This window comes from Sphingobium sp. FW305-3-2-15-F-TSA7, from assembly GCF_058787155.1.
Map to the genome: position 1 here is coordinate 55,604 of NZ_JBYSZM010000012.1, position 24,960 is coordinate 80,563.

22 protein-coding genes are annotated in these 24,960 nt (G+C 64.2%); 16 read left to right on the forward strand and 6 right to left on the reverse strand.

The genetic code is table 11. From position 1 onward, the window contains the following. Positions 1–13: 13 nt before the first annotated feature. Positions 14–2,335 (forward strand): TonB-dependent receptor, encoded by a 2,322-nt coding sequence (locus tag AC3WN8_RS11535; RefSeq protein WP_492669566.1) that lies wholly within the window; start codon positions 14–16, stop codon positions 2,333–2,335. Between the two features lie 53 nt (positions 2,336–2,388). Here the strand turns inward: AC3WN8_RS11535 and AC3WN8_RS11540 are convergent, their stop codons facing one another. From AC3WN8_RS11540 to AC3WN8_RS11550, 3 genes are all read right to left on the reverse strand, one after another. Continuing rightward, positions 2,389–3,471, reverse strand: coding sequence for a DUF2817 domain-containing protein (locus tag AC3WN8_RS11540; RefSeq protein ID WP_492669567.1), 1,083 nt, complete (start codon positions 3,469–3,471; stop codon positions 2,389–2,391). 61 nt (positions 3,472–3,532) lie between these two features. Then, complete coding sequence (locus AC3WN8_RS11545; RefSeq protein ID WP_492669568.1) at positions 3,533–5,113, reverse strand: class I adenylate-forming enzyme family protein; 1,581 nt, start codon at positions 5,111–5,113, stop codon at positions 3,533–3,535. A 5-nt stretch (positions 5,114–5,118) separates the two neighbouring features. Then, on the reverse strand, positions 5,119–5,619 hold the full coding sequence (locus AC3WN8_RS11550; protein ID WP_492669569.1) for a MaoC family dehydratase: 501 nt from the start codon (positions 5,617–5,619) through the stop codon (positions 5,119–5,121). A gap of 83 nt (positions 5,620–5,702) precedes the next feature. Between AC3WN8_RS11550 and AC3WN8_RS11555 the strand changes: the two genes are divergently transcribed. From AC3WN8_RS11555 to AC3WN8_RS11570, 4 genes are all read left to right on the forward strand, one after another. Then, positions 5,703–6,431, forward strand: a complete 729-nt coding sequence (locus tag AC3WN8_RS11555) for a TetR/AcrR family transcriptional regulator (protein ID WP_492669570.1) — start codon at positions 5,703–5,705, stop codon at positions 6,429–6,431. Between the two features lie 136 nt (positions 6,432–6,567). Beyond that, positions 6,568–8,730 carry a TonB-dependent receptor gene (locus tag AC3WN8_RS11560; RefSeq protein ID WP_492669571.1) on the forward strand — a complete coding sequence of 721 codons (2,163 nt, stop codon included), beginning with the start codon at positions 6,568–6,570 and terminating at the stop codon, positions 8,728–8,730. A 50-nt stretch (positions 8,731–8,780) separates the two neighbouring features. Then, positions 8,781–11,174 carry a S9 family peptidase gene (locus AC3WN8_RS11565; protein ID WP_492669572.1) on the forward strand — a complete coding sequence of 798 codons (2,394 nt, stop codon included), beginning with the start codon at positions 8,781–8,783 and terminating at the stop codon, positions 11,172–11,174. A gap of 44 nt (positions 11,175–11,218) precedes the next feature. Beyond that, positions 11,219–11,962: an SDR family NAD(P)-dependent oxidoreductase gene (locus AC3WN8_RS11570; RefSeq protein WP_492669573.1), complete on the forward strand. Its 744-nt coding sequence runs from the start codon at positions 11,219–11,221 to the stop codon at positions 11,960–11,962. Between the two features lie 4 nt (positions 11,963–11,966). Here AC3WN8_RS11570 and AC3WN8_RS11575 read toward each other — a convergent pair whose 3' ends face one another. After that, positions 11,967–12,881: a LysR family transcriptional regulator gene (locus AC3WN8_RS11575; protein ID WP_492669574.1), complete on the reverse strand. Its 915-nt coding sequence runs from the start codon at positions 12,879–12,881 to the stop codon at positions 11,967–11,969. Between the two features lie 105 nt (positions 12,882–12,986). Here AC3WN8_RS11575 and AC3WN8_RS11580 point away from each other — a divergent pair, with 105 nt between their 5' ends. The 9 genes from AC3WN8_RS11580 to pcaD are packed head-to-tail and all read left to right on the forward strand — an operon-like array spanning position 12,987 to position 20,187. Beyond that, on the forward strand, positions 12,987–14,144 hold the full coding sequence (locus AC3WN8_RS11580) for a muconate/chloromuconate family cycloisomerase (RefSeq protein ID WP_492669575.1): 1,158 nt from the start codon (positions 12,987–12,989) through the stop codon (positions 14,142–14,144). Between the two features lie 3 nt (positions 14,145–14,147). Beyond that, positions 14,148–14,438 carry a muconolactone Delta-isomerase gene (gene catC, locus AC3WN8_RS11585; protein ID WP_492669576.1) on the forward strand — a complete coding sequence of 97 codons (291 nt, stop codon included), beginning with the start codon at positions 14,148–14,150 and terminating at the stop codon, positions 14,436–14,438. A 34-nt stretch (positions 14,439–14,472) separates the two neighbouring features. Then, complete coding sequence (locus tag AC3WN8_RS11590) at positions 14,473–15,366, forward strand: dioxygenase family protein (RefSeq protein ID WP_492669577.1); 894 nt, start codon at positions 14,473–14,475, stop codon at positions 15,364–15,366. A 20-nt stretch (positions 15,367–15,386) separates the two neighbouring features. Next, entirely contained in the window at positions 15,387–16,739 is a 1,353-nt protein-coding gene (locus tag AC3WN8_RS11595) for an SRPBCC family protein (protein WP_492669578.1), read from the forward strand. Then, entirely contained in the window at positions 16,736–17,224 is a 489-nt protein-coding gene (benB, locus tag AC3WN8_RS11600; protein WP_492669579.1) for a benzoate 1,2-dioxygenase small subunit, read from the forward strand. The genes AC3WN8_RS11595 and benB overlap by 4 nt, the downstream gene beginning before the upstream one ends. Then, positions 17,224–18,021 (forward strand): benzoate diol dehydrogenase BenD, encoded by a 798-nt coding sequence (gene benD, locus AC3WN8_RS11605; RefSeq protein WP_492669580.1) that lies wholly within the window; start codon positions 17,224–17,226, stop codon positions 18,019–18,021. Before benB ends, benD begins: the two co-directional genes overlap by 1 nt. A gap of 15 nt (positions 18,022–18,036) precedes the next feature. Next, complete coding sequence (locus AC3WN8_RS11610) at positions 18,037–18,744, forward strand: CoA transferase subunit A (RefSeq protein WP_492669581.1); 708 nt, start codon at positions 18,037–18,039, stop codon at positions 18,742–18,744. Beyond that, on the forward strand, positions 18,744–19,406 hold the full coding sequence (locus tag AC3WN8_RS11615) for a 3-oxoacid CoA-transferase subunit B (protein ID WP_492669665.1): 663 nt from the start codon (positions 18,744–18,746) through the stop codon (positions 19,404–19,406). The genes AC3WN8_RS11610 and AC3WN8_RS11615 overlap by 1 nt, the downstream gene beginning before the upstream one ends. 1 nt (position 19,407) lies before the next feature. Next, positions 19,408–20,187 (forward strand): 3-oxoadipate enol-lactonase, encoded by a 780-nt coding sequence (pcaD, locus tag AC3WN8_RS11620; RefSeq protein ID WP_492669582.1) that lies wholly within the window; start codon positions 19,408–19,410, stop codon positions 20,185–20,187. Between the two features lie 6 nt (positions 20,188–20,193). Here the strand turns inward: pcaD and amaB are convergent, their stop codons facing one another. Further along, the gene (gene amaB / locus AC3WN8_RS11625) at positions 20,194–21,729 is read right to left on the reverse strand and encodes an L-piperidine-6-carboxylate dehydrogenase (RefSeq protein WP_492669583.1); all 1,536 of its coding nucleotides are present in this window, start codon (positions 21,727–21,729) and stop codon (positions 20,194–20,196) included. An 18-nt stretch (positions 21,730–21,747) separates the two neighbouring features. Continuing rightward, the gene (locus AC3WN8_RS11630) at positions 21,748–23,037 is read right to left on the reverse strand and encodes an NAD(P)/FAD-dependent oxidoreductase (RefSeq protein WP_492669584.1); all 1,290 of its coding nucleotides are present in this window, start codon (positions 23,035–23,037) and stop codon (positions 21,748–21,750) included. A 126-nt stretch (positions 23,038–23,163) separates the two neighbouring features. On the opposite strand from AC3WN8_RS11630, the gene AC3WN8_RS11635 reads away from it, so the two are divergent. Together AC3WN8_RS11635 and AC3WN8_RS11640 are read left to right on the forward strand one after the other, a co-directional pair. Then, the gene (locus AC3WN8_RS11635) at positions 23,164–24,063 is read left to right on the forward strand and encodes a LysR family transcriptional regulator (RefSeq protein WP_492669585.1); all 900 of its coding nucleotides are present in this window, start codon (positions 23,164–23,166) and stop codon (positions 24,061–24,063) included. Positions 24,064–24,370: 307 nt separating this feature from the next. Continuing rightward, positions 24,371–24,931, forward strand: a complete 561-nt coding sequence (locus AC3WN8_RS11640) for a Ros/MucR family transcriptional regulator (RefSeq protein ID WP_492669586.1) — start codon at positions 24,371–24,373, stop codon at positions 24,929–24,931. Positions 24,932–24,960: the final 29 nt, after the last annotated feature.

Below are 24,960 nucleotides of genomic sequence, written 5' to 3' on the forward strand. Positions count from 1 at the left end.
GGGGAGAGATCAAATGACTGATAAATTTATCATATTCCTGAATATATCGACTTGCCTTGCGGCAATGACCGCGGTGCCGGCCGTTCACGCCCAAACCGGAGAGTCCGAATCGAGCATGGCGGACATCGTCGTGACCGCCACTCGCCAAGCAGAACCGTTAAGTCGTGTTCCGATCAGCATCGCGGCCTTCGACCAGCAAAGCATGGACGCGCAGGGCGTCCGATCGATCAACGATCTGGCGCGCCTGACGCCCGGGCTGCGCATATCGGCGGCCGGGACATCGCCCAACGATGTCACCGGCGTTCGCAGCACGATCGCCATTCGCGGCATCACCTCGTCGGCGGGCGCCGCGACGACCGGCATCTACATCAACGAGACGCCGATCCAGGTCCGCGCCACCGGCAATACCGCGACCACCGCCTATCCGCTGATCTTCGATCTCGATCGGGTCGAGGTTTTGCGCGGACCGCAAGGGACCTTGTTCGGCGCGGGCGCCCAGGGCGGCGTGGTGCGCTTCATCACCCCCGCGCCGGGCCTGAACCGGTATAGCGGTTATGCCCGCACCGAAATCGCCGCGACCGAAGGCGGTGACATGAGTTATGAGGCCGGGGCCGCCGTGGGTGGCCCGATTGTCGACGGCAAGCTCGGCTTTCGCGCCAGCGGCTGGTATCGCCGCGACGGCGGGTGGATCGATCGCGTCGATTTCCGGACCCGCGCGCCGGTGAACCGGAACGCGAACGGCTCGGACAGCTATACGTTGCGCGGGGCGCTGGCATGGGAACCCGTCGCGGACCTGCGGATCACGGCGTCGGTCTTCCATCAGAAGCAGGTGATCGACAATCCGCCGCTGATGTTCGCGGACCTGACCGATGTCGGCACCGGTACCTTCCTGAGCGGACGCGTGCTCGATCAGCCCAGGCGCGACCGGTTCACCCTGCCGACGCTCGACATCGAATATTCGCTGGGGTCGGTCCGGCTGATCTCGAACACATCCTATTTCCGCCGGCAGATGCGCTACGATGCCGACTATACCAATTTCATCGGCGCACTGCTCCTGGGCGATCCGCGCCCGTCCATTGCAGGCCAGTATGACCTGGCCCGGTTTCGCGACGACCAGCGCAATTTCTCGCAGGAATTGCGCCTCCAGTCCGACGGGAATGGGCCGCTCGACTGGGTGTTCGGCGTCTATTTCGGCCAGTCGAAGCAGCGCGCGCGGCAAACCAACGTCTCGCCCTTTCTCGATCGCGCGCTGATCCAGCGTTATGGCGTGGGTGTCGCCGCCGTCCTGGGGCGTCCGCTCGATCCCGGCGACATTCCCTTCTTTTCCGACCTTCACTCGGTCGACAAGCAGATCGCGGGTTTCGGCCAGGTCGATTATGAGATCGCCGACGGGCTGACAGTGACCGCCGGTCTCCGCATCGCCGACGTCAAGCTGCGCTACGACCAGTCGATCGGCGGCCCCTTTTCCGGCGGCCCGTCCAGCTTCGGCGAGCGCCAGCACGAACAGCCGATCACGCCGAAATTCGGCCTGTCCTATCAGGCGGACCCGGACAATCTGTTCTACGCATCGGTCAGCAAGGGTTTTCGCATCGGCGGCATCAATCCCGCCCTGCTCGCGGCGTGCAACGCGCAGGCGCAGCAGATCGGGATAACCGGCAATGCCAGCACCTATGATGCGGATTCGGTCTGGTCCTACGAGGTCGGATCGAAGAACCGCGTCCTTGGCGGCCGGTTGCGCATCGATGCCAGCCTTTTCCGGATCGACTGGCGGAACATCCAGCGCCGCATCCAGCTCGCCACCTGCGGCTCCACCATCATCGCCAATCTGGGCTCGGCGAGCAGCACCGGGTTCGAATTGTCGTTGCAGGCAGCGGTCTCGGATCGGCTGAGCGTCGGCGTCAATGCCGGCTATACCGACGCCAGGCTGGAGGCCACGCTGCTCAGCGGCGGCGCCCGCCCGTTCGGCGTGAAGGGCGACAAGCTCGACATTCCGCCATGGAGCGTCGCGCTGTCGGGCGAATATCGCTTCGACGTCAGGGAGGATCGCGACGCCTATCTTCGCGCCGACTATCAGTTCGTCAGCGAGGCGCCCAATCCGAACCTGGCCGTCGTCGGCGTCGATCCGACCATCCTGCGGGGATCGCAGGCCATCAACCAGCTCTCGCTGCGCGCCGGTCTGCAATATCGCGGCGTCGATCTGTCGCTGTTCGTCGACAATGTCCTGAAGTCGCAGCCCATTCTCGGCCGCTCGCGCGACACGCTGGCGTCGTCGCTTTATTATGTCACGACGCTACGGCCGCGCACCGCCGGCCTGACCGCGACCTATCGCTATTGAACGATCGGGGGTGCGCTCCGTGATCGGGCGCACCCCTTTTCCATGTTCGCCGCTCAGCGATCCTGCGAGAGGCCCGCCACCGCCGCATCCAGCGCCGCGCGGCCGGCGGCAAGCATCGCCCTGCGCCACGCAATATCGCGCGGAGCAAGACACGCGTGCATTTCATCGAGGATCGCCGCCGCTGCCGGACCGGTGAAATCGCCGTGCTTCTCAAGCCATTTGCGATTGCGCAGTGCCCCGAAGGCGCGCTCCACCGGCTCGGTGCCGACCTCGAGCGCGGCGACCGTCAGTTCCGCATCGAGGCCGAAATCCCAGATCGATCCGACAAAGGTTCCGACCGGCGCGAAGGGAAAGTCCGCGCTCGGAACCAGGACCAGATTGTCCCACCAGGACGCGGCGCGATACGCGGCGGATCTGGGCGCATTGATGCACAGCATCAGCGCACCTCCGCGATCGCCGAGCCCCGTATGCACATCGATGACCGCGAGCCGCCGGGCACCCTGCGTATAGTCGCGAAGAACCCTGCGCAGCGTGAGATTGGACCAGGCCGGAACATGCCCGCCATAAAGATAGCCGCCGGGCTGGTGATGCTGACCATCGGCGATCGCCCGCACGAAATTCTCGAAGCCCTGCGCTTCGATATAGGCATTCATCGCGGCATCGGCAGCCACGCGAACCTCCCCCTCCAGCGCCGGACAGCAGACGAAGCTCTCGACTTCGTCATAGCGCCGATTGTGCCCGGGCGGGCGGTTGAAATCGAGGAAGTTGCGATTGAGGTCGACGCCTTCCTCATTGTCGCTGCTGGTCCACGCCATGCCATAGGGATTGACGAAGTGGATCAGGAGCAGGCCGGGCCCATCGGCCGGCCAACCGCGCGCGAGGGTGTCGATCTGCACCGCCGAACCGGCATAGCCTTCCACGCCGTGAACCCCCGACGAGATGGCCACGATGTCGGCGGCATTTCTGACGCCGAGATATGCGACATCCATCATCAACGCCTCCCCCAGGGGGCCGTGAGCAGGGCATTGAAGATGCGCGACGTCCGCTCCCGCGGTATGTGCCGCGGCAAGGAAGCGCGCCCGCGCCTCGGTGTAACTTGTCGAGAATGCGTGCGAAACCGCTTCATCCAAATCCATGATGTCTCTCACTTTCCAGCGGCGTGTTCACGAAAGGGCGGCGCCCTGCCTCGATCCGCCTTCATGCGGTGAGCGCACGCGCGCGCCGCGCCAGTTCCTGCTTGTCGATCTTGCCGATGGGAAGTGTCGGCAGATCGGGCTCGATCACGAAAAGCTTGGGGATCTTGTAGTTGGCGAGATGCGCGCGGCAATGCGCGTCGAGTTCCTCGGCACTCACATCGGCGGACGGGTGGACATAAGCGACCCCGACTTCCTGCCAGACCGGATCGGGCCGCGCGACGACGGCGGCCAGCGCCACGGCGGGATGCCGCTCGAGCACGGTCTCCACTTCCCTGGGATAGACATTGTAGCCGCCCGATTTGTACATTTCCTTCAGCCGGCCGACGAGACGATAGCTGCCATCCGGGCGGCGCACCGCCAGGTCGCCGGTGCGGAAAAAGCCGTCCGGCGTGAAGCACGCCGCCGTCGCATCCGGCCGGCGCCAATAGCCGATCAGATTGAGACCGGAGCGCGTCTGCACTTCGCCTTCCGCGCCAACGGCGACTTCGACGCCATCGGCATCGGCCAGCCGGATCTCGACGCCCGGAAAGGCATGGCCGACCGAAGCCGAGAGGATATCGATATCGTCGGTCGGCTCGACGACCGTGATCGCACTGGTCGCTTCGGTCATGCCGTAATTGGTCGCCAGCCTCGGGCAGATCCGCAAGAGGCGCCCGATCATCTCGGCGGGCATCTCCGCCCCTTCCCAAACGATCAGCTGGACCGCCGAGAGGTCGTGATCGCTGAAATCCGGCAGTTCGAGCTGCATCTGGAAGGTGCCGGGAACGGAAATCCAGAATGTGACCGCCTCACGCGCCATCAGCGCCAGGCAGCCGGCCGCATCGAACTGCTCCATGAAGACGACGGTGCCGCCCGCTGCGATGCATGGCAGGACCGTGTCCACGACACCGCCGATATGATTGATCGGAAAATAGCTCAGGACCCGATGCGGATCGAGCGGCCAGAGCCGGTTCTGCGTCACGCAGAATGCGTTGATGCCCGCATGATGCAGGACAGCCCCTTTGGGCGCCCCGGTCGAACCCGACGTATAGACGATCAGGCACGGCATGCGTCCGCCAACGCCCAGCCGGGCCTCCCGAAGCCGCGCGTCGGAGACGCTTGCGCCGGCGCGCAGGAACGCCACCATCGTGTCGGCACCGGGCACCGCGGGGTCGCCGTCGAAAACGACGAGCGTCTCGATTGCCGGAAGATCGGCACACAGGCCGACCAGTTCCCGCTCATAGCTGCGCCCGCCCACCTTGCTGCGGGCAAGAAGCAGCTTCGGCTCGGCATCCTCCAAGACATGCAACAGTTCGGCGCGTTGATATCGGGGATTCAGCCCGACCCAGATCCCGCCGATCGACGCGGTCGCCAGCAGCGCGATCAGAAAATCCGGGTGCGGCGTCTGCAGCGTCGCGACACGATCGCCCCTGACCACCCCGGCCGCGACCATGGCGCGCGCCAGCGCATCCACCGCCGATGCCAGGGCCGAATAGGTCCAACGCCGACCTTCCAGCACGAGCGCGACGGCGTCCGGCCGGGATCGCGCATGCAGGAACAGGAAATCGCTGATGCCGTCTGCGAATCCGTCATCGTCCCGCATGGCTTTCATGCCTCCTGATGGCCTTCGGGCGGCACCCATACCGACAGCCACTCCGCCGCCAATGCCGGTTTCTCACTATTCTCGATCTCGACGGTCACGCCAATCGTCACCTGCACCCGACCTCGCTCATCCGTGCGACGATCGATCAGTTCGAACCGTCCACGCACTGCGCTGCCCGTCGGCACGGGAGAGATTAGCCGCAACCGGTTGAAGCCGTAATTGAGATAATAGCCGGCGGTCGCGACATGCGAACGCCGATCCCGCGGCTGCGCGCTGTGCAGCATATGGGTCAGCAGCGACATGGTGAGGAATCCGAACGCGATCGTACCGCCAAAAGGCGTCTCCGCCCGCGCCCATTCCGGGTCGATATGCATCGGGTCGTCGTCGAGCGTCGCGTCGGCGAAACGATCGATCATCGACTGGGTGACGTTGATCCAGTCCGACACCCCGATCAGGGTGCCCGGCTCGGCGGATAGAAAGGAATTTGTCAGCACTGCTTCGTTCATTATGATTTCCAGTTTGGGAGAAGTAATATGAGATTGATCTCAGTTTTATGCCAAGTCAAGTGCCGGGGGCTCGGACCGGCCCGATGACGTCCGAAAACCCATCCTTCATCGATTTTCTCAAGGACAGGCTGGAGAGGAACCCGCCTCAGCAAAAGGGCGCGCGCACCCGTGAGCGATTGAAGATCGCGGCGGCGGAAGTGCTCGAGGAGAAAGGCTATCTCGCGATCAAGGCTGGAGACGTCGCTGCGCGTGCGGGGGTCGCCGAAGGATCTTTCTATATATATTTCAAGGATAAGACCGATTCGACGATCACCGTCCTGACCACACTCCTCGACGAATTCGTGCTGCTGCCGTCCGAATCGCCGGAGACGTCCGAGCATCCTTTCACCGCGATACGGCGTGCGAACCGGCGATGGATTTCGGTTGCGCGGGCCAATCCGGGCCTGATGCGATGCGTCGTCCAGCTCGGCGACGAGAATGCCGATTTCGCGGCGGTCGTGCAGCGGACGAACCGCGCCTGGTTTGGGCATGTGACCCGCAGCGTCGCACGCCGCCGCGGCGCGATCGACCAGGCCCCGATCCTTTTCGCGGTCTATCTGCTCGGGGCGATGATGGACGAGTTGCTCCGCAAGCTGATCGTTTATCCGGATCGGGATTTTCTTGCGTTATTACAGCAGCTTCATGGTGATGACGACATGATCGCGGACGCGACGAGCGTCATGTGGCTGCGCGTCCTCTATCCGCTCGAACCACTGCCCAAAAACCTGCCCCGCGCGGTCAAGGCATTTGCCGACGCCATCCTGCCCGGGTGATCCCGGCCGCAAAAACCCCCGAAATCCAGCGGCAATGGGGTGGTGGTTGACAAGATCGTAAAATGAGTAAAAGTGAGATGCTTCTCACTTTTGTTCTCGGGGTCGAATCATGCGCATGGCAATGAAGATAAGGTGCTTGGCTTCCGCGGCCTTGCTGACGGTCCAGTTGCCCGCGACCTCCGCGCTTGCCCAGCAGACCGACGACGGCACGGCACAGGATCCGGGCATCGGCGAGATCGTCGTCACGGCCCAGAAAAGAGCGCAGAACGTCCAGGAGGTGCCGCTGAGCATCACCGTGATGGGCGCCGACCAGATCGAAAAGGAGGGTTTTCGATCGTTCCAGGATTATGCGACGCGCGTGCCCAACCTGTCCTTCACGCAGGGCGGATCGAGCCTCGGCGGCCTAGGCCAGGCAATCTCGCTGCGCGGCATCTATGGAGGCAACACGACGGGCGTCTATCTCGACGAAACGCCGCTCCCCGGCAGCGTCGACCCCCAGGTCGTCGACCTCCAGCGCATCGAAGTGCTGCGTGGGCCGCAGGGCACGCTTTATGGCGCGCGTTCGATGGGCGGTACGGTCCGGCTGATCACCCATCAGCCCGATCTGAACGACTTCAGCGGCAGTGGCCACGGCATCATTTCATCCACCCGCAAGGGCGATGTGAACGGCACCGCCGACGGGTCGGTGAACATTCCGCTGGTAACCGACACGCTCGGCATCCGCGCCTTCGGCTTCTGGGATCATCAATCGGGCGTATTCACGCGGGTTCCTTCGGCCGATGCCCCGGTGCAGTATGACCGCCGCGACAATCTCGGCGCGACGCGGCGCTATGGCGGCGCGATCGCGGCCCGCCTGCAGCTTTTCGACAATGCGTTCAGCCTGACGCCGAGAATGGTGCTGCAGCGCACACGGACCAATGCCCAGCCCTATGCCGATGTGAAGGCCGGCAATTTCGTCCAGAAACGCCTGTTCGATCTCGACGATCGCGGCGCCGACGATTGGGAATTGTACAGCCTCACCGGCCGCTACGGCGCCGAATTCGGTGAATTCGTCTCGGTGACCTCCCAGTTCAACCGCGACGTGTCCGACGCCGAGAACGCCTCCGAAGTCATTTCCGCACTGCTGGAATTCACCACGCCTTCGCTTTTCCGTGGATCGAGCCGGGCCCGCACCTTCGCACAGGAATTCCGCTTCACGTCCGACTTCAAGGGCCCGTTTCAGGTTACCGTCGGCGCCTTTTACCAGAGATCGAAGGGCAAGGTGGAAATCCCGCCCAACATCATCGAAGGGCTGGGGGATCTCTACAATTACCGGGCGGACAGCCGGACCACCGAAAAGGCCCTGTACGGCGAAGCCAATCTCGACGTCACCGACGCGCTCCAGCTGATCGCCGGCTTGCGCTATTTCCGGAACAAGGTGGACCTGACGATCAGCCAGGGCGGCGCGGCCGTCGGTGCCGGCGCCGGTACGTTCAGCGAAGTCCAGCGCGAAAGCGGTTTCAATCCGCGGTTCGGAATCAAATACGCGGTCAATGACGACATCAACCTGTTCGCCAATGCGGCCAAGGGTTTTCGTATCGGCGGCGCGAACGGATATTCCGAAAGCGTATGCTCAGCCGACCGGCAGGCGCTGGGCATCAGCGCGGAGGATGCACGCTCCTATGAATCCGATTCGGTGTGGAGCTACGAGGCCGGCGTCAAATCCGCATTCCTGGGTGGCCATCTGGTCGTCAACGCGACCGCATTCCGCGTCGACTGGTCGAACATCCAGCAGAATGTCGCACTCGCCTGCGGCTTCTCGATCGATCAGAATGGCGGAGAGGCGCGCAGCGAGGGCTTCGAACTCGAGGTGCAGGCCAGGCCCGCGGACGGCTTGGTGCTGGGTACAGGCATAGGCTATACCAATGCGCGGATCACCGACCCCGGCAAGCTTTCGGTTCTCAAATCGGGCGCGCGTATCCAGCAAGTGCCCCGCTGGAACCTGACCGCTTCGGCCGATTATGATTTCGCGCTGGGCAAATTGCCGCTGACCTTCCACGGCGACGTTTCCCATGTCGGCAGCAGCCTCAGCCGCAGCAACCTGCTGACCGGCCGCATCCGCCCGGCCTATGAGCTCGCCAATCTGCGCCTGGGTACCGATTTCGAGCGCTTCACCGTCACGCTCTTCGTCGAAAACGTCTTCAACACGATCGCCAACCTGGCCGATGTTCCACCACTCGCGATCGAGGATCCCGATCGCCCACGGATCGCGGCGGGGCGCCCCCGCACGATGGGGATCGATGTGCGGGCAAAGTTCTGAGCGCGGTGCATCAGACTGGCCTTTGAAACCAGAGCAACGGGATTATTCGCGTGATTGGACGTCAGATTCTTCGATTCCGGCCATATCTGGCCGCCGGGGTCGCGCTCGGCCTGATGAGCGGCGCGACCGGCGTGATGGCAAGCCCCGCGCCCGACGCCGCGGCGCGCCTGAGCAAGGCCATGCCCTTCACGAGCGGCAAGCTGCGCAGGAAAGTGCGCAACCACGCGATCAAGGTGAACTGGACAGGTTCCGGCGACAGCTTCTGGTTTCGAAACGAACGGGCGGACGGCAGCGAATATCTGCTGGTCGACGCATCCACCGGCGCCCGCCGCCCCGCCTTCGATCATCAGGCGCTGGCGGCGGCGCTCGGCAAGGCGACCGGTGAAGCGGTCGAGGCCAACAACCTTTCACTGACATCGCTCACGCTTTCGGACGATCCCCGGCAGCTGACCGTGGGAATAGAGGATGCGCGCTTTCGCTGCGATCTCGCAAAGATATCATGCATTCCCAGCACCGATGCGGATCAGCCCGGCAACCTGGTTCTGTCGCCCGACGGCAGGAACGCCGTCTTTCGGCGCGACAATGATCTCTGGCTGCGCGAGCTTTCCTCCGGCCAGGAACGGCAACTGACGCACGATGGCGTCGAGAATTTCGCCTATGGCGATACCGACGCCTATATCGACGAGGCCAAGGTCGACCTCCGCCGCGCCGGCGTGCCGTCGCCGCTGCTGGGCGTTCACTGGTCCCCTGATGGCCGTTATATATTGGGGCTTCGGCAGGATCTGCGCGCCGTGCCCGCGCGCCTGGTCCTCACCGAATATCTTCCCCCCGACCGGACGGATCCGGTGATGCATGTCCGTCATGCGGCGGTTCCCAGCGATCCGCAGCGCGCCGACAGCGCCATGACGATCATCGACGTCCGCGCCGGCACCGCGACGCCCGTCAAGCTCGACCCGCAATCGATCAACGACTGGGCCCTGCCCTATTTCACGCTGGGCGGCTTCATCCGCTGGGACGCGGCCAGCGACGCCGCCTTCATCATCTCCGCCAACCGGGGCGGCACACGCTACCGCCTCACCCGGATCGCCACGAAAACCGGCGAGGTTCGCGACGTGGTGACCGAAACCGGCCGCTTCAGCGTTCGCCTCAACCCCTATGATTATGCGCGCCCCAATGTTCATGTCCTGAAGAGCGGACGCGAGGCAATCTGGTATTCCGAACGCGACGGCTGGGGGCATCTGTATCTTTACGACGTCGCCACCGGCGCCGTGAAGCGCCAGCTGACCAAAGGGCCGTGGGTGGTCGCCGATCTGGTGCGGGTCGACGAGGCGAACCGGCAGGTCTATTTCACCGCGACCGGCCGCGAGCAGGGACGCAATCTCTATTATCGCCATCTGTACCGGGTCGGTCTCGACGGCGGGACGCCGCAACTGCTGACGCCCGAAGACGCCGACCACGAATTCGACGCGGATCAGGATTTCTGGGAAGGGCCGCGGCCCGGATCGGATTTTTCCCCCAGCGGCCGCTATTTCGTCGACAGCTTCTCGACCGCGACGGCGCCCGCCAAATTCGTCATCCGCGCGGCATCCGGCAAGCTGGTGAGCAAGCTGGCCGAAGCCGACGACAGCGCCTTGCGCGCCACCGGCTGGACGCCGCCCGAGCAATTCACCGTCAAGGCCGCGGACGGCAAGACCGATCTTTACGGCGTCATCTACAAGCCGATCGATTTCGATCCGAACAAGATATATCCGGTGATCGAACAGACCTATCCGGGGCCGCAGGGCAAATTCGCGCCCTCAACCTTCCGCGGCTATTTCGATTATATGCAGCCCCAGGCAACCGCCGAGCTCGGCTTCATCGTGGTCTATCTTGACGGGCGCGGCACGGCCTATCGATCGCGCGAATTCCGCGATGTGTTTCGCGGGACCGAGGATCCCTTCGGATCGACCGATCATGCGGCGGCGCTACGCAATCTGGGCAAGACGCGGCCCTATCTCGATCTCGATCGTGTCGGCATCACCGGCCAGTCCTTCGGCGGATACGGCTCGCTCAGATCGATGCTGCTCCACCCCGATCTCTACAAGGCGGGCGTATCGAGCGTCGGCCCCGGCGAATGGATCGATTTCCCCGGAGACACGAGCAACGAGCGCTTCTTCGGCGTGCCCTCGCAATCCAAACAGGCGCGCGACTATTTCGATCTCATCAGCAATGTCCGCCTGGCCGACCGGCTGAAGGGCAATCTCCTGCTGATCTATGGCGGGATCGACGAGATCGTGCCCATGCGGTCGGGCTTCAAGATGATCGATGCGCTGGTCCGCGCGAACAAGCAATTCGATCTGCTCATCGTCCCCGACTCTCCCCACCATGTGGCCGCCGAGCCTTACGGCGTGGAACGCACCATGCGCTTCTTCATGGACCATCTCGGCGGCCCGCGGCCCCGCTGATCGCGGGCGGGAAAATCCGCCCGGTACAGCGGCATGGAGCGGACGTGCGAACCGCCTCCATCCGCTGGGCCACGCCGGCAAGATGCCACGGCATGGGACTCGATATCGTGAAATCCTGGTTCATTACCGGCGCGTCATCCGGGCTTGGCTTGAAGATCGCCCGGCTGGCGCTGGCCCGTGGCGACAATGTCGTCGCCACTGCCCGCCGCAGATCCGCGATCACCAAGGCTATGGGCAGCCGCCGCAACCTGCTTGCGCTGCCGCTCGACACGACCGACGGCACACAGGCCCGAGCCGCGATCGCAACGGCAGTCGCGCGTTTCGGCGCAATCGACATATTGATCAACAATATCGGCGCCGCTTCCCCGGACGCGGCCGACAAGGGCGACGACGACGACAAGGGGCGCATTTTCCGTACCAATGTACTGGGCTTGCTGACGACCACGCGCGCCGCCTTGCCTCATATGCGCGCGCGCCGTTCGGGCCACATCCTGAACATCTGCTGTGTCGATGACGATCATACCGGCTCTGCCTCCGGAGCCTGCGACGCGGCTAGGTTCGCAGTCGAGGAGGTCTCCGAATCCCTGCTCGCCGATCTGGCGTCGCGCGACATTCAACTCACTGTGGTGGCGCCCGGACTGTGCCACAGCGTTTTTCCCGATGCCGGCTCGCCCAATATCGATCTCGACAGGCTGGCACGGCTGTTGGTGAGGTTCACCGACGGACGCTCCAGCCTGGGCCGCCATGCGAAGAGCGGTTCGCGTCAGACCGGCAGCGCCGCCATATAGTCCTCTATTCGAGCGCCTCCGGGATATCGTAACCCCATTCCCGATAATTGCTGACGATGACCTTCGACATCGTCCTCAGGTCGATCGAGCTGTCGTCAATTCTCCGGCTCAGGATGATGGGTGACGTCGCGGGCTCGACAAGATCGCGATACACGACATCCTCGGTCCGCGATCGCCGAACCGATTCCGGCACGATCGCAATGCCCTCCTCCGCCGCGACCAGACCGATCGCGATCTGAAGCTCGCGGGCTTCATGCGCGATCTGCGGTTCGATCGCATGATCCCTGAGCAATGAAATCACCTGGTCGGCATAGCTTGGCCGTGGCGCACGCGGGTAGAGGATGAAGGGCTCACCCGCGAGCTCGCGAAGCGAAACCGCGCCCTCACCGGTTGCAAGCCGATGGCCCGCCGGCAAGGCGGCGACGAGGCGTTCGTGACGCAGCACCGTACGGCTCACCGCGGGGTCCTCGAACCGTATCCGTCCAAAGCCGACATCGATCCGCCGTTCCTTCAGCGCCGTGATCTGATCGAGCGTGCTGCTTTCGACCAGCACCAGCTCGACATCGGGCGCTTCCATTCGAAAGGCCCGGATGAGCTCCGGAAGCCGGGCATAGATCGTCGATGCGACGAAACCGATCGTGAAACGCCGCCGCTCGTTCGCAGCGGCGGACTGCATCATCGATCGCATGCTTTCGACCCGATCGAGCACCTGCTTGGCCTGCTCATGGAACAGGCGGCCGACGGGTGTGAGACGGAGCGGCCGCACGGTCCGGTCGAACAGGTCCGCGCCGAACTCCTCCTCGAGCTGCCGGATCGACCGGCTCAACGGCGGTTGCGCCATGTTCAGGCGCTCCGCGGCGCGATTGAAATTCCGTTCGGCCGCAAGCGTGACGAAATATTGGAGCTGACGCAGGTTCATTCCGATACTTTACAGGTATTCTCATCGCACCCAAATGGTCTTTGAGTATGGCTCTCACCGCGCTTACCCCATCAGCGAATACCGGTTTGGCTGAGGGTGCATCACATGGCGAAGATCGCGGCAGTCGATACCTGCATCGTCGATATTCCAACGATCCGCCCGCATGTTCTGGCGATGGCGACCATGTCCCGCCAGTCGATCGTCCTCGTCCGGCTGCGCAGTTCGGATGGTCTCGAAGGTGTCGGCGAAGGGACGACGATCGGGGGGCTCAGCTATGGCGAAGAGAGTCCTGAAAGTATCAAATCGGCGATCGATACCTATATCGCGCCGATCCTGTCGCATTGCGATCCGGAGCGGGTCGCCGAAACGATGGCAGTGATCGGCCGGTCGGTGAAAGGCAATCATTTCGCCAAATGCGCCGTCGAGACCGCGCTGCTGGATATGGCGGGCAAGCGCCTCGGCATTCCCGTGTCCGAACTGATCGGCGGCGGCCGGGTGCGAGACACGCTTCCAGTCGCATGGACGCTGGCCAGCGGCGATACCGCGCGCGACATCGAAGAGGCCGAGGAAATGCTCGCCACGCGCCGCCACAACATCTTCAAGCTCAAGATCGGCAAGCGCAGCGTCGAGGCGGACGCGCAACATGTCGGCGCGATCTGCCGCGCGGTCGAGGGGCGGGCCAGCGTCCGCGTCGACGTCAATCAGAACTGGTCGGAAGCACAGGCGGATCGCGGCATGGCACTGCTTCGCGACGCGGGGGTCGATCTCGTCGAGCAGCCGATCGCCGGCGGCGCTGTACCGGCGCTCGCACGCCTGGCATCGCGCCACATAGTGCCGATCATGGCGGATGAGGCCCTGCACGGTCCGCGAACGGCTTTCGCGCTCGCATCGGCCGCAGCCGCACAGGTCTTCGCGGTGAAGATCGCGCAATCGGGCGGGCTGCACGCCGCCGCGCAGGTTGCCGGCATCGCCTCGGCCGCCGGGATAGGCCTTTATGGCGGCACGATGCTCGAAGCCGGAGTCGGCACGATCGCCTCGGCGCATCTCTTCGCGACGTTCGCGACGCTCGAATGGGGAACCGAGCTGTTCGGGCCGCTGCTGCTGACCGAGGAGATACTGGCCGAGCCGATCGCCTATCGCGATTTCTCGATGCCCGTTCCCACCGGGCCCGGCCTCGGGATCACGCTCGACGAAGCCAAGGTCGCATTCTTCCGCCGCGATCGCACCGCACCTACGCTCCACGCCGTTTCGGGAGGCGCCTGAACGATGCTCTACATGGTCGAAATGGACGTGAACATTCCACCCGGCTTCGACGCCGACGAGGCTGCGCGCCTGAAAGCCGCGGAAAAGGAGCGCTTTCAGCAATTGCAGGCAGCCGGAACCTGGCGTCACATCTGGCGCGTCGTCGGTCGCTACGCGAATGTCAGCATCTTCGACGTCGAGAGCAACGCCCAGCTCCATGACCTTCTGATAGGGCTGCCGCTCTATCCCTTCATGACGATCCGCGTGACCGCACTTTGCCGGCATCCCTCGTCGATGCACGACGACGACCGCTGACCGGCGCCGCAACAACAAGATCAGGAGAGACATTATGAACGAGAATTTCGTGAAGACGGCGGCGGTGCAGCAATTGCTCGATCGCGCGGCAGGGCTTGATGGAGCCGATGGCGATCCTCGCCTGAAGTCGATCCTGCGCGACCTGCTCGAAGCCATGATGACGATCATTGTGCGCCACGATGTCAGCGAGAGCGAATTCTGGTCTGCCGTCACCTATCTGCAGAACGGCGCAGGCGAATTCGGCCTGATCGTTCCCGGCGTCGGCCTCGAGCATTTCCTCGACCTCTATATGGATGCGAAGGATGCGGAGGCCGGGCGCAACGGCGGAACGCCGCGCACGATCGAGGGCCCGCTTTATGTCGAAGGCGCCCCGATCGTCGAAGGCAATGTCGACCTGAGCGAGGATCCCGACGACACCGACACCCTCCACATGACCGGTCGCGTGACCGGCCCCGACGGCGAGCTCGTCCAGGATGTGATGCTCCATGTCTGGCACGCGAACTCGAAGGGTTTCTACTCGCATTTCGACCCGACGGGTGAGCAATCCCCCTTCAACAATCGCCGCCGCATCAAGCTGGGCCCGGACGGGCAATATGCATTCCGCTCGAAGATGCCCAACGGCTACAGCGTCCCCCCCGGCGGGGCGGCCGAAACGCTGATGCAGGCGCTTGGCCGGCACGGCAACCGCCCGGCCCATGTCCACTTCTTCGTCGAAGCGCCGGGCTATCGGACGCTGACCACCCAGATCAATTTCGGTGACGATCCCTTTGCGGCGGACGACTTCGCCTTCGGCACGCGCGAAGGGCTCCTGCCCGTTCCGAGCCGCCAGGGTGACACGGCCTATATCGCGTTCGATTTCGAACTGCAGCGGTCCAGCGAAAAGGACGATGAGGCATTCTCGGCGCGGAGGCGCGCTGCCGTCGAGTGATCGGCAAGAAGGACGAAAACATGGCTACTGCATTGCGGCACCGTGTGGCCACCGCCGTGGTCGAAGACGAGACGGCAGGCGTTTTCCGCTGCCGGCGGGACGCATTCACCGACCCTGCGCTCTTCGAACTCGAAATGACGCATATCTTCGAGAGCAACTGGGTCTACCTCGCCCATGAAAGCCAGGTTGCGGCGGCCAACGATTTCTTCACGACCTGGATCGGCCGGGTACCGGTCGTGCTGACCCGCGCCAGGGACGGATCGATCAATGCGCTGGTCAACGCCTGCTCGCACCGTGGCGCCAAATTATGCCGCCGCAAACGCGGCAACCAGCCGCTCATGGTCTGTCCCTTTCATGGCTGGAGCTTCAAGATCGACGGCAGCTTGCTCCGCGCGAAGGATGCAAGCTCCGGAGCCTATCCCGACAGTTTCGACCGTGACGGCTCGCACAATCTGGCGCGCGTCGCGCGCTTCGAGAATTATCGCGGATTTCTGTTCGGCAGCATGAACCCCGATGTCCTTCCCCTGGAGGACCATCTCGGGGAGACGCGCGTCATCATCGACCAGATCGTCGATCAGGCGCCGGAAGGCCTCGAAATCCTCACCGGCAATTCGACCTATCTCTTCGACGGCAACTGGAAGCTCCAGATGGAGAATGGTTGCGACGGCTATCATGTCAGTTCGGTGCACGCCAATTACGCCTCGACGATGACCCGCCGCGCCGAGGGCGGTACGAAGGCCGTCGATGCCGATGGCTGGTCGAAGGCGGTCAGCGGCGTCTACGGCTTCGAGCGCGGCCATATCCTTTTGTGGACGCGCGTGCTCAATCCGGAGGTTCGCCCGATCTGGTCCCAGAAGGATGCGCTCGAACGTCGCCTGGGCACGGAACGGACGGACTTCATCGTGACGCAGAGCCGCAATCTGGCGCTTTACCCCAACGTGTTCCTGATGGACCAGTTCTCGACGCAGATCCGGGTGGTCCGGCCGGTCAGCGTCGACCAGACCGAAGTCACCATCTATTGCTTCGCCCCCAAGGGCGAGAGCGCCGAGAACCGCGCCACGCGCATCCGCCAATATGAGGATTTCTTCAACGTGTCCGGCATGGGCACGCCCGATGACCTGGAGGAATTCCGCGCGTGCCAGTCATCCTATTCGGGCACGGGCGCGCTTTGGAACGATCTGAGCCGCGGCGCGCGGCGCTGGATCGCCGGCCCCGACGAGAATGCCAGGGCGATGGGCATGAATCCGCTGCTTTCGAGCGAGCGCAGCGAGGATGAAGGCCTGTTCGTCAGGCAGCATGCCTATTGGGCGGAGACGCTTCTCGCCGCGATCGACAGGGACGCGCCGGCGACGTTGCCGGAGGCTGCGGAATGAGCGCGGACTATCAGGCGATCTGCGACTTCCTCTATCGCGAGGCCCGCTTGCTCGACGACCGGCAATGGGGGGAATGGCTGGAATGCTATACCGACGATGCCGAATTCTGGATGCCGGCTTGGACAGACGATGACACGCTGACCGAACATCCCCATAGCGAGATTTCGCTGATCTATTATCCCAACCGGCAGGGCCTCGAAGATCGCGTGTACCGGCTCAACACCGGTCGCTCGGCAGCGAGCTCGCCCGAACCGCGCACCAGCCATTCGGTGGCGAATGTCGAAATCGTCGAGCGTCGCGGGAACCAGGTCGACATTCGCTACAACTGGCACACACTGAGCCACCGGATGCAGCAGACCAGCCAGTTCTTCGGCACCAGTTTCTGCACGATCGACTTGTCGGGCCCCGCTCCCCGGATCGGCCGTAAGAAGGTCGTGCTGAAAAACGACTATATCCACCAAGTCATCGATATCTATCACGTCTGATGGCAAGCGCGCCGATCTTCCCCCGACGCTTTGCCGGCAAGGTGATGCTGGTCACCGGCAGCGCCCAGGGCATCGGTGCCGGCATTGCCGTGCGCGCGGCGCAGGAAGGCGCAAGCCTGATGCTCATCGACCGCTCCGACACCGTCTCGGAGATCGCCGCGCGGATCGGCGCGGCCGGCGGCGTTGCGCATGTCTTTACATGCGACCTCGAAACCTATGAAGGCGCGCGCGACGCGATCGCGGCGACGATGGAGACGTTCGGCCGTATCGACATTCTGGTGAACAATGTCGGTGGCGCGATCCGCATGCGGCCATTCGCGGAATTCGAGCCGGAACAAATCGATGCCGAAATCCGCCGCTCGTTGATGCCGACGCTTTATTGCTGCCACGCCGCCCTTCCCGCCATGCTGGCCGCGGGCAAGGGCACGATCGTGAATGTCTCGTCCAACGCGACGCGCGGCATTCACCGGCTGCCCTATTCCGCGGCGAAGGGTGGAGTGAACGCCCTCACCCAGAGCCTGGCGATGGAATATGCGTCGGCCGGAATACGCGTCGTCGCGACCGCTCCGGGCGGGACCGAAGCGCCGCCGCGGCGCGTGCCGCGCAACCCCGATGGCAACGATGCGCGCGAGCGGCAATGGATGGATGAGGCCGTCGCGCAGGTGACCGGATCGACATTCCTCAAACGCTATGGATCGCTCGACGAACAGATCGCGCCGATCCTGTTCCTCGCTTCCGATGAAGCAAGCTACATCACCGGCACGATCGTGCCCGTGGCCGGTGGCGACCTGGGTTAGTTGAAAAGGCATCACATGACGAAGATCTTCGAAACCCCCACCGACGCGCTTGCGGGCGCGCTGTTCGACGGCATGACGATCATGTCCGGCGGCTTCGGCCTGTCGGGCAATCCCGAAAGCCTGATCCCGGAAATCCGCAAGGCCGGGGTGAAGGGCCTGACGATCATCTCCAACAATGCCGGCGCCGATGGTTTCGGACTGTGGATGCTGCTCGAAAGCCGGCAAGTGAAGAAGATGATCTCGTCCTATGTCGGCGAGAACAAGCTGTTCGAGCAGCAATATCTCTCGGGTGAACTCGAGCTCGAGCTCAATCCGCAGGGCACGCTTGCCGAGCGCATCCGCGCCGGCGGCGCGGGCATTCCCGCTTTCTACACCAGCACCGGCGTCGGTACCGTCGTCGCCGAGGGCAAGCCCGTCGAAACCTTCGAGGGCAAGGACTATGTCCGCGAAACCTGGCTGCGCGCCGACCTCGCGATCATCAAGGCGTGGCGCGCCGACACCGAAGGCAATCTGATGTTCCGCAAGACCGCGCGCAACTTCAATCCGAACATGGCGACCGCCGCGCGGCTGACCGTGGTCGAGGTCGAGGAGATCGTCGAGGCGGGCGCGCTCGATCCGGACTGCATCCACACGCCGGGCATCTATGTCGATCGCATCATCCTCTCGACGATCAACGAAAAGCGGATCGAGAAACTCACCACACGCCCCCGGGAGATGGCATGATGCCCTGGACTCGCGATGAGATGGCCGCGCGTGCGGCCCGGGAACTGCAGGACGGATTCTACGTCAACCTCGGCATCGGCATTCCGACGCTCGTTGCCAACCATGTGCCCGAAGGGCTCAAGGTCACGTTGCAATCTGAGAACGGCATGCTCGGCATCGGCCCCTTTCCCTATGAAGGCGAGGCGGACCCGGATCTGATCAACGCGGGCAAGCAGACGATCACTGCGCTGCCGACTTCAAGCTTCTTTTCCTCCGCCGACAGTTTCGCGATGATCCGTGGCGGCCATATCGACATGGCGGTGCTCGGCGCGATGGAGGTGGCGTCGAACGGCGATCTCGCGAACTGGACGATCCCGGGAAAGATGGTGAAGGGCATGGGCGGCGCAATGGACCTCGTCGCCGGCGTCAAGCGCGTCGTCGTCGTCATGGACCATGTCTCGAAGGATGGCGCCCCGAAGATCCTTCAGGCCTGCACCTTGCCGCTGACCGGCAAAGCCGTGGTCGACATGGTGATCACCGATCTCGCGGTGTTCGCCATCGACAAGGACGCCGGATCGATGCGCCTCGTCGAGCTGGCGCCCGGGGTGGGTCTCGATGAGGTCATCGCAAAAACCGGCGCGCCTTTCGACCATCGTGCATCGGCGGAAGCGGCGGCGGCCTGACATGCCATTCACCGATGTGCCGGGCGCCCGGCTCTACTGGAAACGCGAAGGCCGCGACGAGGGCCCAGCCCTGCTGCTGCTCAATTCGATCGGCACCGACATGGGGCTTTGGGACATGGTCGTCCCGACGCTGCGCGACCGTTTCGCGATCCTCCGAATCGACACGCGCGGCCATGGCGCATCGCGTGCCGAACCAGGCGATTATTCGCTCGCCCTGCTCGCGAGCGACGTGATCTCCGTCGCCGATGCGGCCGGGTTCGACCGTTTCGCGCTTGCCGGCGTGTCGCTCGGCGGCATGATCGGCATGGAGCTTGCTTTGCGCGAGCCGGCTCGCGTCGCGAAGCTCGCGCTGATCTGCACATCCGCAGCCATGGACAAGGCGGCCTGGGAAGCGCGGGTCGCGACGGTGCGCCGCGACGGCATGCCGGCGATCGCGGCGCTCGCCATGGGGCGCTTCCTCTCCGATCAATTCCGGGTGGCCGAACCCGGCATAAGCGAAACCCTGCTTCGCCAGCTTCTCGCGATGGATGCCGAAGCCTATGCGGGCTGCGGCGCCGCGATCCGCGACATGGACCTGGCCGATCGCATCGGTGGCATCACCGCGCCGACCGTCGTGGTGACGGGATCGCGCGACAGCTCGACGCCGTTCGCCGGGCACGGCGACCTGATGCTCGCCCACATTGCTGGCGCGGTCCATCTCGATCTCGAGGCGGCACATCTCGCCCCGCTCGAAGCGCCGGACGATCTGGCCCGCAGCCTCATTGCCTTTCTGGACGGGTGAACGCCCTCACGAAGCGGCATCGGCGTTCACATCGAACCGCACACCCTGCGCCAGCGGCAGGGTGCGGCCGTAATTGATGGCATTGGTCTGACGCCGCATATAGGCCTTCCAGCTGTCCGAACCGCTCTCACGCCCGCCGCCGGTTTCCTTCTCGCCGCCGAACGCGCCGCCGATCTCGGCGCCCGAAGTGCCCATATTGACGTTGGCGATGCCGCAATCGGAGCCCGCGGCCGACAGGAATTGCTCGACCTCGCGCATGTCAGTGGCGAAGATCGACGAGGAGAGTCCCTGCGGCACGCCATTCTGCAGCGCGACCGCTTCGTCGAACGTGCGATATTTCAGCACGTACAGGATCGGCGCGAAGGTTTCCTCACGGACGCAGGCCGCCTGTTCCGGCATCTCGACGAGGGCCGGCCGCGCATAGAAGGACGCATCGCCGTTGACGTCGACGCGGCCACCGCCATGCACGGTTCCGCCGGCGGCCCGCGCCGCGACGATCGCGCGCTCCATCGCCGCGAACGCATCGCCGTCGATCAGCGGTCCGACCAATGTCTCGGGCGCGCGCGGGTCGCCGATGACGATGGTCCGGTAGACATCGGCCAGTTTCGGGATCAGCCGATCATAGACATCTTCATGCACGATCAGGCGGCGGAGCGTCGTGCAGCGCTGGCCGGCCGTGCCCATCGCCCCGAACGCGACCGCGCGCAATGTCAGGTCGAGATCCGCCGAAGGGGTTACGATCGACGCATTGTTGCCGCCGAGTTCGAGGATCGACTTGCCGAAACGCCGGGCGACGCGTTCGCCGACGATGCGGCCCATGCGTGTCGATCCGGTCGCCGAGATGACGGGAAGCCGGATGTCGTCGACGAGCAATTCGCCGAGTTCGCGGCCACCGATGACCAACCCCGCAAGCCCCGCGGGAGCATCTTCACCGAATTTCCGGAGCGCGCGCGCGACGATCGCCTGGACCGCGATCGCGGTCAGCGGCGATTTCTCCGAGGGTTTCCAGACCACGCTGTCGCCACAGACGAAAGCGAGCGCGGCATTCCAGCTCCAGACGGCAACCGGGAAATTGAACGCGGAAATGACGCCGACCGGGCCGATCGGATGCCATTGTTCGGTCAGACGATGGTCGCCACGCTCGGACGGCATGCAGAGACCATAAAGCTGGCGCGAGAGGCCGACCGCGAAGTCGCAGATGTCGATCATCTCCTGCACTTCGCCGAGACCTTCGGACAGCGCCTTGCCGACTTCGAGCGAAACCAGGCGCCCGAGATCCTGTTTCGCATGACGAAGTTCCTCGCCGAGCAGGCGGACGAACTCACCGCGCCGAGGTGCGGGCACGCGACGCCATGCGAGAAAGGCGGCTTGCGCAGCGGCGATCACGGCCTCGGCCTGTGCGGGCGTCGTTTCGCTCAGCTCGGCAATCACGTCGCCGGTGATCGGCGAACGGACGGTGAGCGTTCCGCCTTGGAGAAGTGCTGGATCGACGTCCATCTTCACCAGGAGGTCGCGGGTTTCGATGGCAAGCGCATTGGTCATCTGATGGTCCTTGAATGGCTATTGCTGGAATCGGGAGGTGGTGAAGTGCGCCAGCTGTGCGCCGGCTTCGTAAAATGCCGCGCGGGCCGATCGGAACGGCGCTTCGCGCAAATCGGTCAGCGGCAGCGGGAAGTCTTCGAGCACGATTTCGCCCAGCACCAGACGCGCAAGGTCTCGGCCGAAAGTCGTACCCGGCGCGATGCCGCGGCCATTAAAACCGCCGATCGACACCATGTTGCGCCCGCGCCGATGCAGGCGCGGCATCGCGTCGCCGGTCATTCCGATCATGCCGTACCAGCAATGTTCGAAACTGACGGGGCCAAGCCGGGGAAACAGGCGCGCAAGCTCACGCTTGCCCCAATCGATATGGATGCGCTTGCCGCCGTGTCGCAATGCGCCGACGCTCCCGAAGATCAGGCGGCCGCGGCGGTCGAGACGGAATGATGACAGGATGGATTTCGTGTCCCAGGCGCCCTGGCGTTCGGGCAGGATTTCCGACAATTGATCCTCGCTCAACGGCCGGGTCGCGAGGTTGAAATAGGGCAGCATGACCTGCTCGCGCTTGAGGGCCGAACAACCCGCGCCCGAATAGGCGTCGGTCGCCAGGATCACCCAGGGCGCAGTGACGCTTCCGCTCGGGGTTGTTACCTTCCATGCGGAACCGAGATCCTCATAAGCGAGGGCCGGCGTTTGTGTGTGAATGCGGGCACCTTCGCGGATCGCACGGTCGGCAAGCCCACGGACATAAGCGAGGGGCTGGATCGTTCCGGCGCGGCGATCGAGCAATGCGCCCATATAGGCGCGACTGCCGACCAGGCGCTCGGCCGCCCCGGCGTCGAGCAGTTCGACGTCGGCGCCACGCGCCTGCCATTGCCGCGCACGCTCCGCAATCTCGGCAAGCCCCTTGCGCCCGACCGCGCAGTGCAGCGTACCCCGCGACACGGCCTCGCAATCGATCCCCAGACGTTCGACCAGATCGAAGACGAGGCGCGGCGCTTCGCCAAGTTGGGTGAGCAGGCGTTCGCCATAGGTGTCGCCCAGCGATGCCAGAAGGTCGTGGGGCATCACCCACATGCCGGCATTCACCAGCCCGACATTGCGACCGGATCCGCCAAAGCCGATTTCGCGGGCTTCGAGAATGATCGCCGACCGGCCCGCGCTTGCCAGATGATATGCGGCCGAGCATCCCGTGAAGCCGCCACCGACGATCGCGACATCGGCCGTCATATCGGACGACAGCGATTGGGTTGGTGGAGCGGCAGGTGCCGACGCCTCCCACAATCCGTGGCTGTGCGGATCCCCATTCATGCGACGATCTGATCCCCCGCCCCCAATTGACAGAGGCATAATTCATGCCGATTGGGAATTACCATTCAGGAAATCCGGCAATCAAACGAGGATTTCGACTGAGTTGGTTCCATATTGGAATGACCCATGATCCCCCGACGTTTTCTTCCCCCGACTGCGCTGCTCTCTGCGTTCGAGGCGGCGGCGCGCACGCAAAGCTTCACGCTTGCGGCACGCGAATTGTCGCTGACGCAGAGCGCGGTCAGCCGGCAGATCCGCGCCCTGGAAGAGATGCTGGGGGCGCCCCTGTTCCATCGCGAAAAGCAGAAAGTCCATCTGACGCTGGCCGGCAATGCCTATGTCCGCGAAGTCCGCGATGCGCTGAACCGGATTTCCAACGCCACATTGGGCTTCAGGGCGAACCCGGGCGGGAGTTCCCTGCACATTGCCGTATTGCCGCTCTTCGGTGCGCGCTGGCTCACCCCAAGGCTGCCGCGTTTCCTGTCGGAGCATCCCGAGATCACCGTCAATCTGGCCACGCGGATCATCCCGTTCGACTTCCGCTTCGACACGGTCGATGCCGCGATCCATTTCGGCCAGCCCGAATGGCCCGGCGCCGGGCTGGATTTCCTGATGGACGAGACACTGGTGCCCGCCTGCAGTCCGGCGCTGATGGCGCGCATGGCCTGCACCGGCCCTGCGGATCTCGTGCACGCGCCGCTGCTTCATCTCGTTTCCCGCCCCAATGCCTGGGAACGCTGGTTCGTCGCGATGGGCGTGGACCCCGGCGAAGTCCATGGCATGCTGTTCGACCAGTTCGCCCTCGTCATCGAGGCCGCCCGCGCCGGGCTCGGCATAGCGCTTCTGCCGGAACGGCTGATCGAACGGGAACTGGTTCGAGGGGACCTCGTCAAGCCTGTCGATGGCGCCTATCTGAGCCCCGAGGGCTATTATCTGGCATGGCCCGACACGCACGAAAACCACCCGCCGCTCGAGGCATTCAGAGCGTGGATCGGCCGGGAGATAAGGATGATCTCTTCCGACTGAACGTCTCCGCGCTGCTAGCCGGAGAGTGCAGCCGCCGACCCAGATCGGACCTATAATGGCCGTTCGTCCCAGCATTGACGCTTGGTTTCACTGCTTTTCTCAAGCCGATTCGCGAACGGGCAGCGCCGGGCCGGTCGGCGAGGCGAGACGAAGCCGGGACGGAGCAGATTGCGGCCCCTCCTGCCGGGCAATTCGCCCAGCCCGGTTTTCGGCGATCGGCGGCGCGCCCGACGGTATTTGGCAATTTGGTCCATTTTGGATAGGACCGCGACCGCCCCGAGAAACTGCGCCCCACAAGGAGCTGGACATGTCCGACGTCGATATCGAATCCAACGCCGAAGCAGACCCCATCAATACGGTCGAACTTGCCGCCGACCTGACCATGGCATGGTTGTCGAACCCCAATACCAGAGCCGGCGCGGACGATGTCCCGACCTTCCTCAAGTCCATGCATGGCGCCGTCACGGAGCTGGTTGCGGCCCAGACGCCGGCGCCGTCGCCCGTCCAGGCGCAGCCCGACTATCAGCCCGCAGTCACGGTCAGGAAATCGCTGGCGTCGAAGGATCACATCATCTCGCTGATCGACGGCAAGCCCTATCGCACGCTGCGCCGCCATCTTTCGACCAACGGCCTGACCCCCGAACAATATCGCGAGCGTTTCGGCCTGAAGCCCGATTATCCCATGGTCGCAGAGACCTATTCGGAAGCGCGCCGCGCGATGGCCAAGAAGATCGGCCTGGGCCGCAAGCCCGGTCAGAAGGCTCCGGCCAAGGCCGCCCCGAAGGCCGCCACGTCCGGGACCGGCGGGCGCAAGACCGCGACCGCGGCCAAGAAGGCCGCGCAGAAGCATCTGAGCGGCGAAGCCTGACCGACATGGTGATCGCCCCGGCTGGTCCG

Bases quoted from the DNA above. Each gene is read 5' to 3' on its own strand.
- AC3WN8_RS11535 (WP_492669566.1), top strand. From the start codon at position 14: ATGACTGATAAATTTATCATATTCCTGAATATATCGACTTGCCTTGCG.
- AC3WN8_RS11540 (WP_492669567.1), bottom strand. From the start codon at position 3,471: ATGGATTTGGATGAAGCGGTTTCGCACGCATTCTCGACAAGTTACACC.
- AC3WN8_RS11545 (WP_492669568.1), bottom strand. From the start codon at position 5,113: ATGCGGGACGATGACGGATTCGCAGACGGCATCAGCGATTTCCTGTTC.
- AC3WN8_RS11550 (WP_492669569.1), bottom strand. From the start codon at position 5,619: ATGAACGAAGCAGTGCTGACAAATTCCTTTCTATCCGCCGAGCCGGGC.
- AC3WN8_RS11555 (WP_492669570.1), top strand. From the start codon at position 5,703: ATGACGTCCGAAAACCCATCCTTCATCGATTTTCTCAAGGACAGGCTG.
- AC3WN8_RS11575 (WP_492669574.1), bottom strand. From the start codon at position 12,881: ATGAACCTGCGTCAGCTCCAATATTTCGTCACGCTTGCGGCCGAACGG.
- AC3WN8_RS11580 (WP_492669575.1), top strand. From the start codon at position 12,987: ATGGCGAAGATCGCGGCAGTCGATACCTGCATCGTCGATATTCCAACG.
- catC (WP_492669576.1), top strand. From the start codon at position 14,148: ATGCTCTACATGGTCGAAATGGACGTGAACATTCCACCCGGCTTCGAC.
- AC3WN8_RS11590 (WP_492669577.1), top strand. From the start codon at position 14,473: ATGAACGAGAATTTCGTGAAGACGGCGGCGGTGCAGCAATTGCTCGAT.
- AC3WN8_RS11595 (WP_492669578.1), top strand. From the start codon at position 15,387: ATGGCTACTGCATTGCGGCACCGTGTGGCCACCGCCGTGGTCGAAGAC.
- benB (WP_492669579.1), top strand. From the start codon at position 16,736: ATGAGCGCGGACTATCAGGCGATCTGCGACTTCCTCTATCGCGAGGCC.
- benD (WP_492669580.1), top strand. From the start codon at position 17,224: ATGGCAAGCGCGCCGATCTTCCCCCGACGCTTTGCCGGCAAGGTGATG.
- AC3WN8_RS11610 (WP_492669581.1), top strand. From the start codon at position 18,037: ATGACGAAGATCTTCGAAACCCCCACCGACGCGCTTGCGGGCGCGCTG.
- AC3WN8_RS11615 (WP_492669665.1), top strand. From the start codon at position 18,744: ATGCCCTGGACTCGCGATGAGATGGCCGCGCGTGCGGCCCGGGAACTG.
- pcaD (WP_492669582.1), top strand. From the start codon at position 19,408: ATGCCATTCACCGATGTGCCGGGCGCCCGGCTCTACTGGAAACGCGAA.
- amaB (WP_492669583.1), bottom strand. From the start codon at position 21,729: ATGACCAATGCGCTTGCCATCGAAACCCGCGACCTCCTGGTGAAGATG.
- AC3WN8_RS11630 (WP_492669584.1), bottom strand. From the start codon at position 23,037: ATGAATGGGGATCCGCACAGCCACGGATTGTGGGAGGCGTCGGCACCT.
- AC3WN8_RS11635 (WP_492669585.1), top strand. From the start codon at position 23,164: ATGATCCCCCGACGTTTTCTTCCCCCGACTGCGCTGCTCTCTGCGTTC.
- AC3WN8_RS11640 (WP_492669586.1), top strand. From the start codon at position 24,371: ATGTCCGACGTCGATATCGAATCCAACGCCGAAGCAGACCCCATCAAT.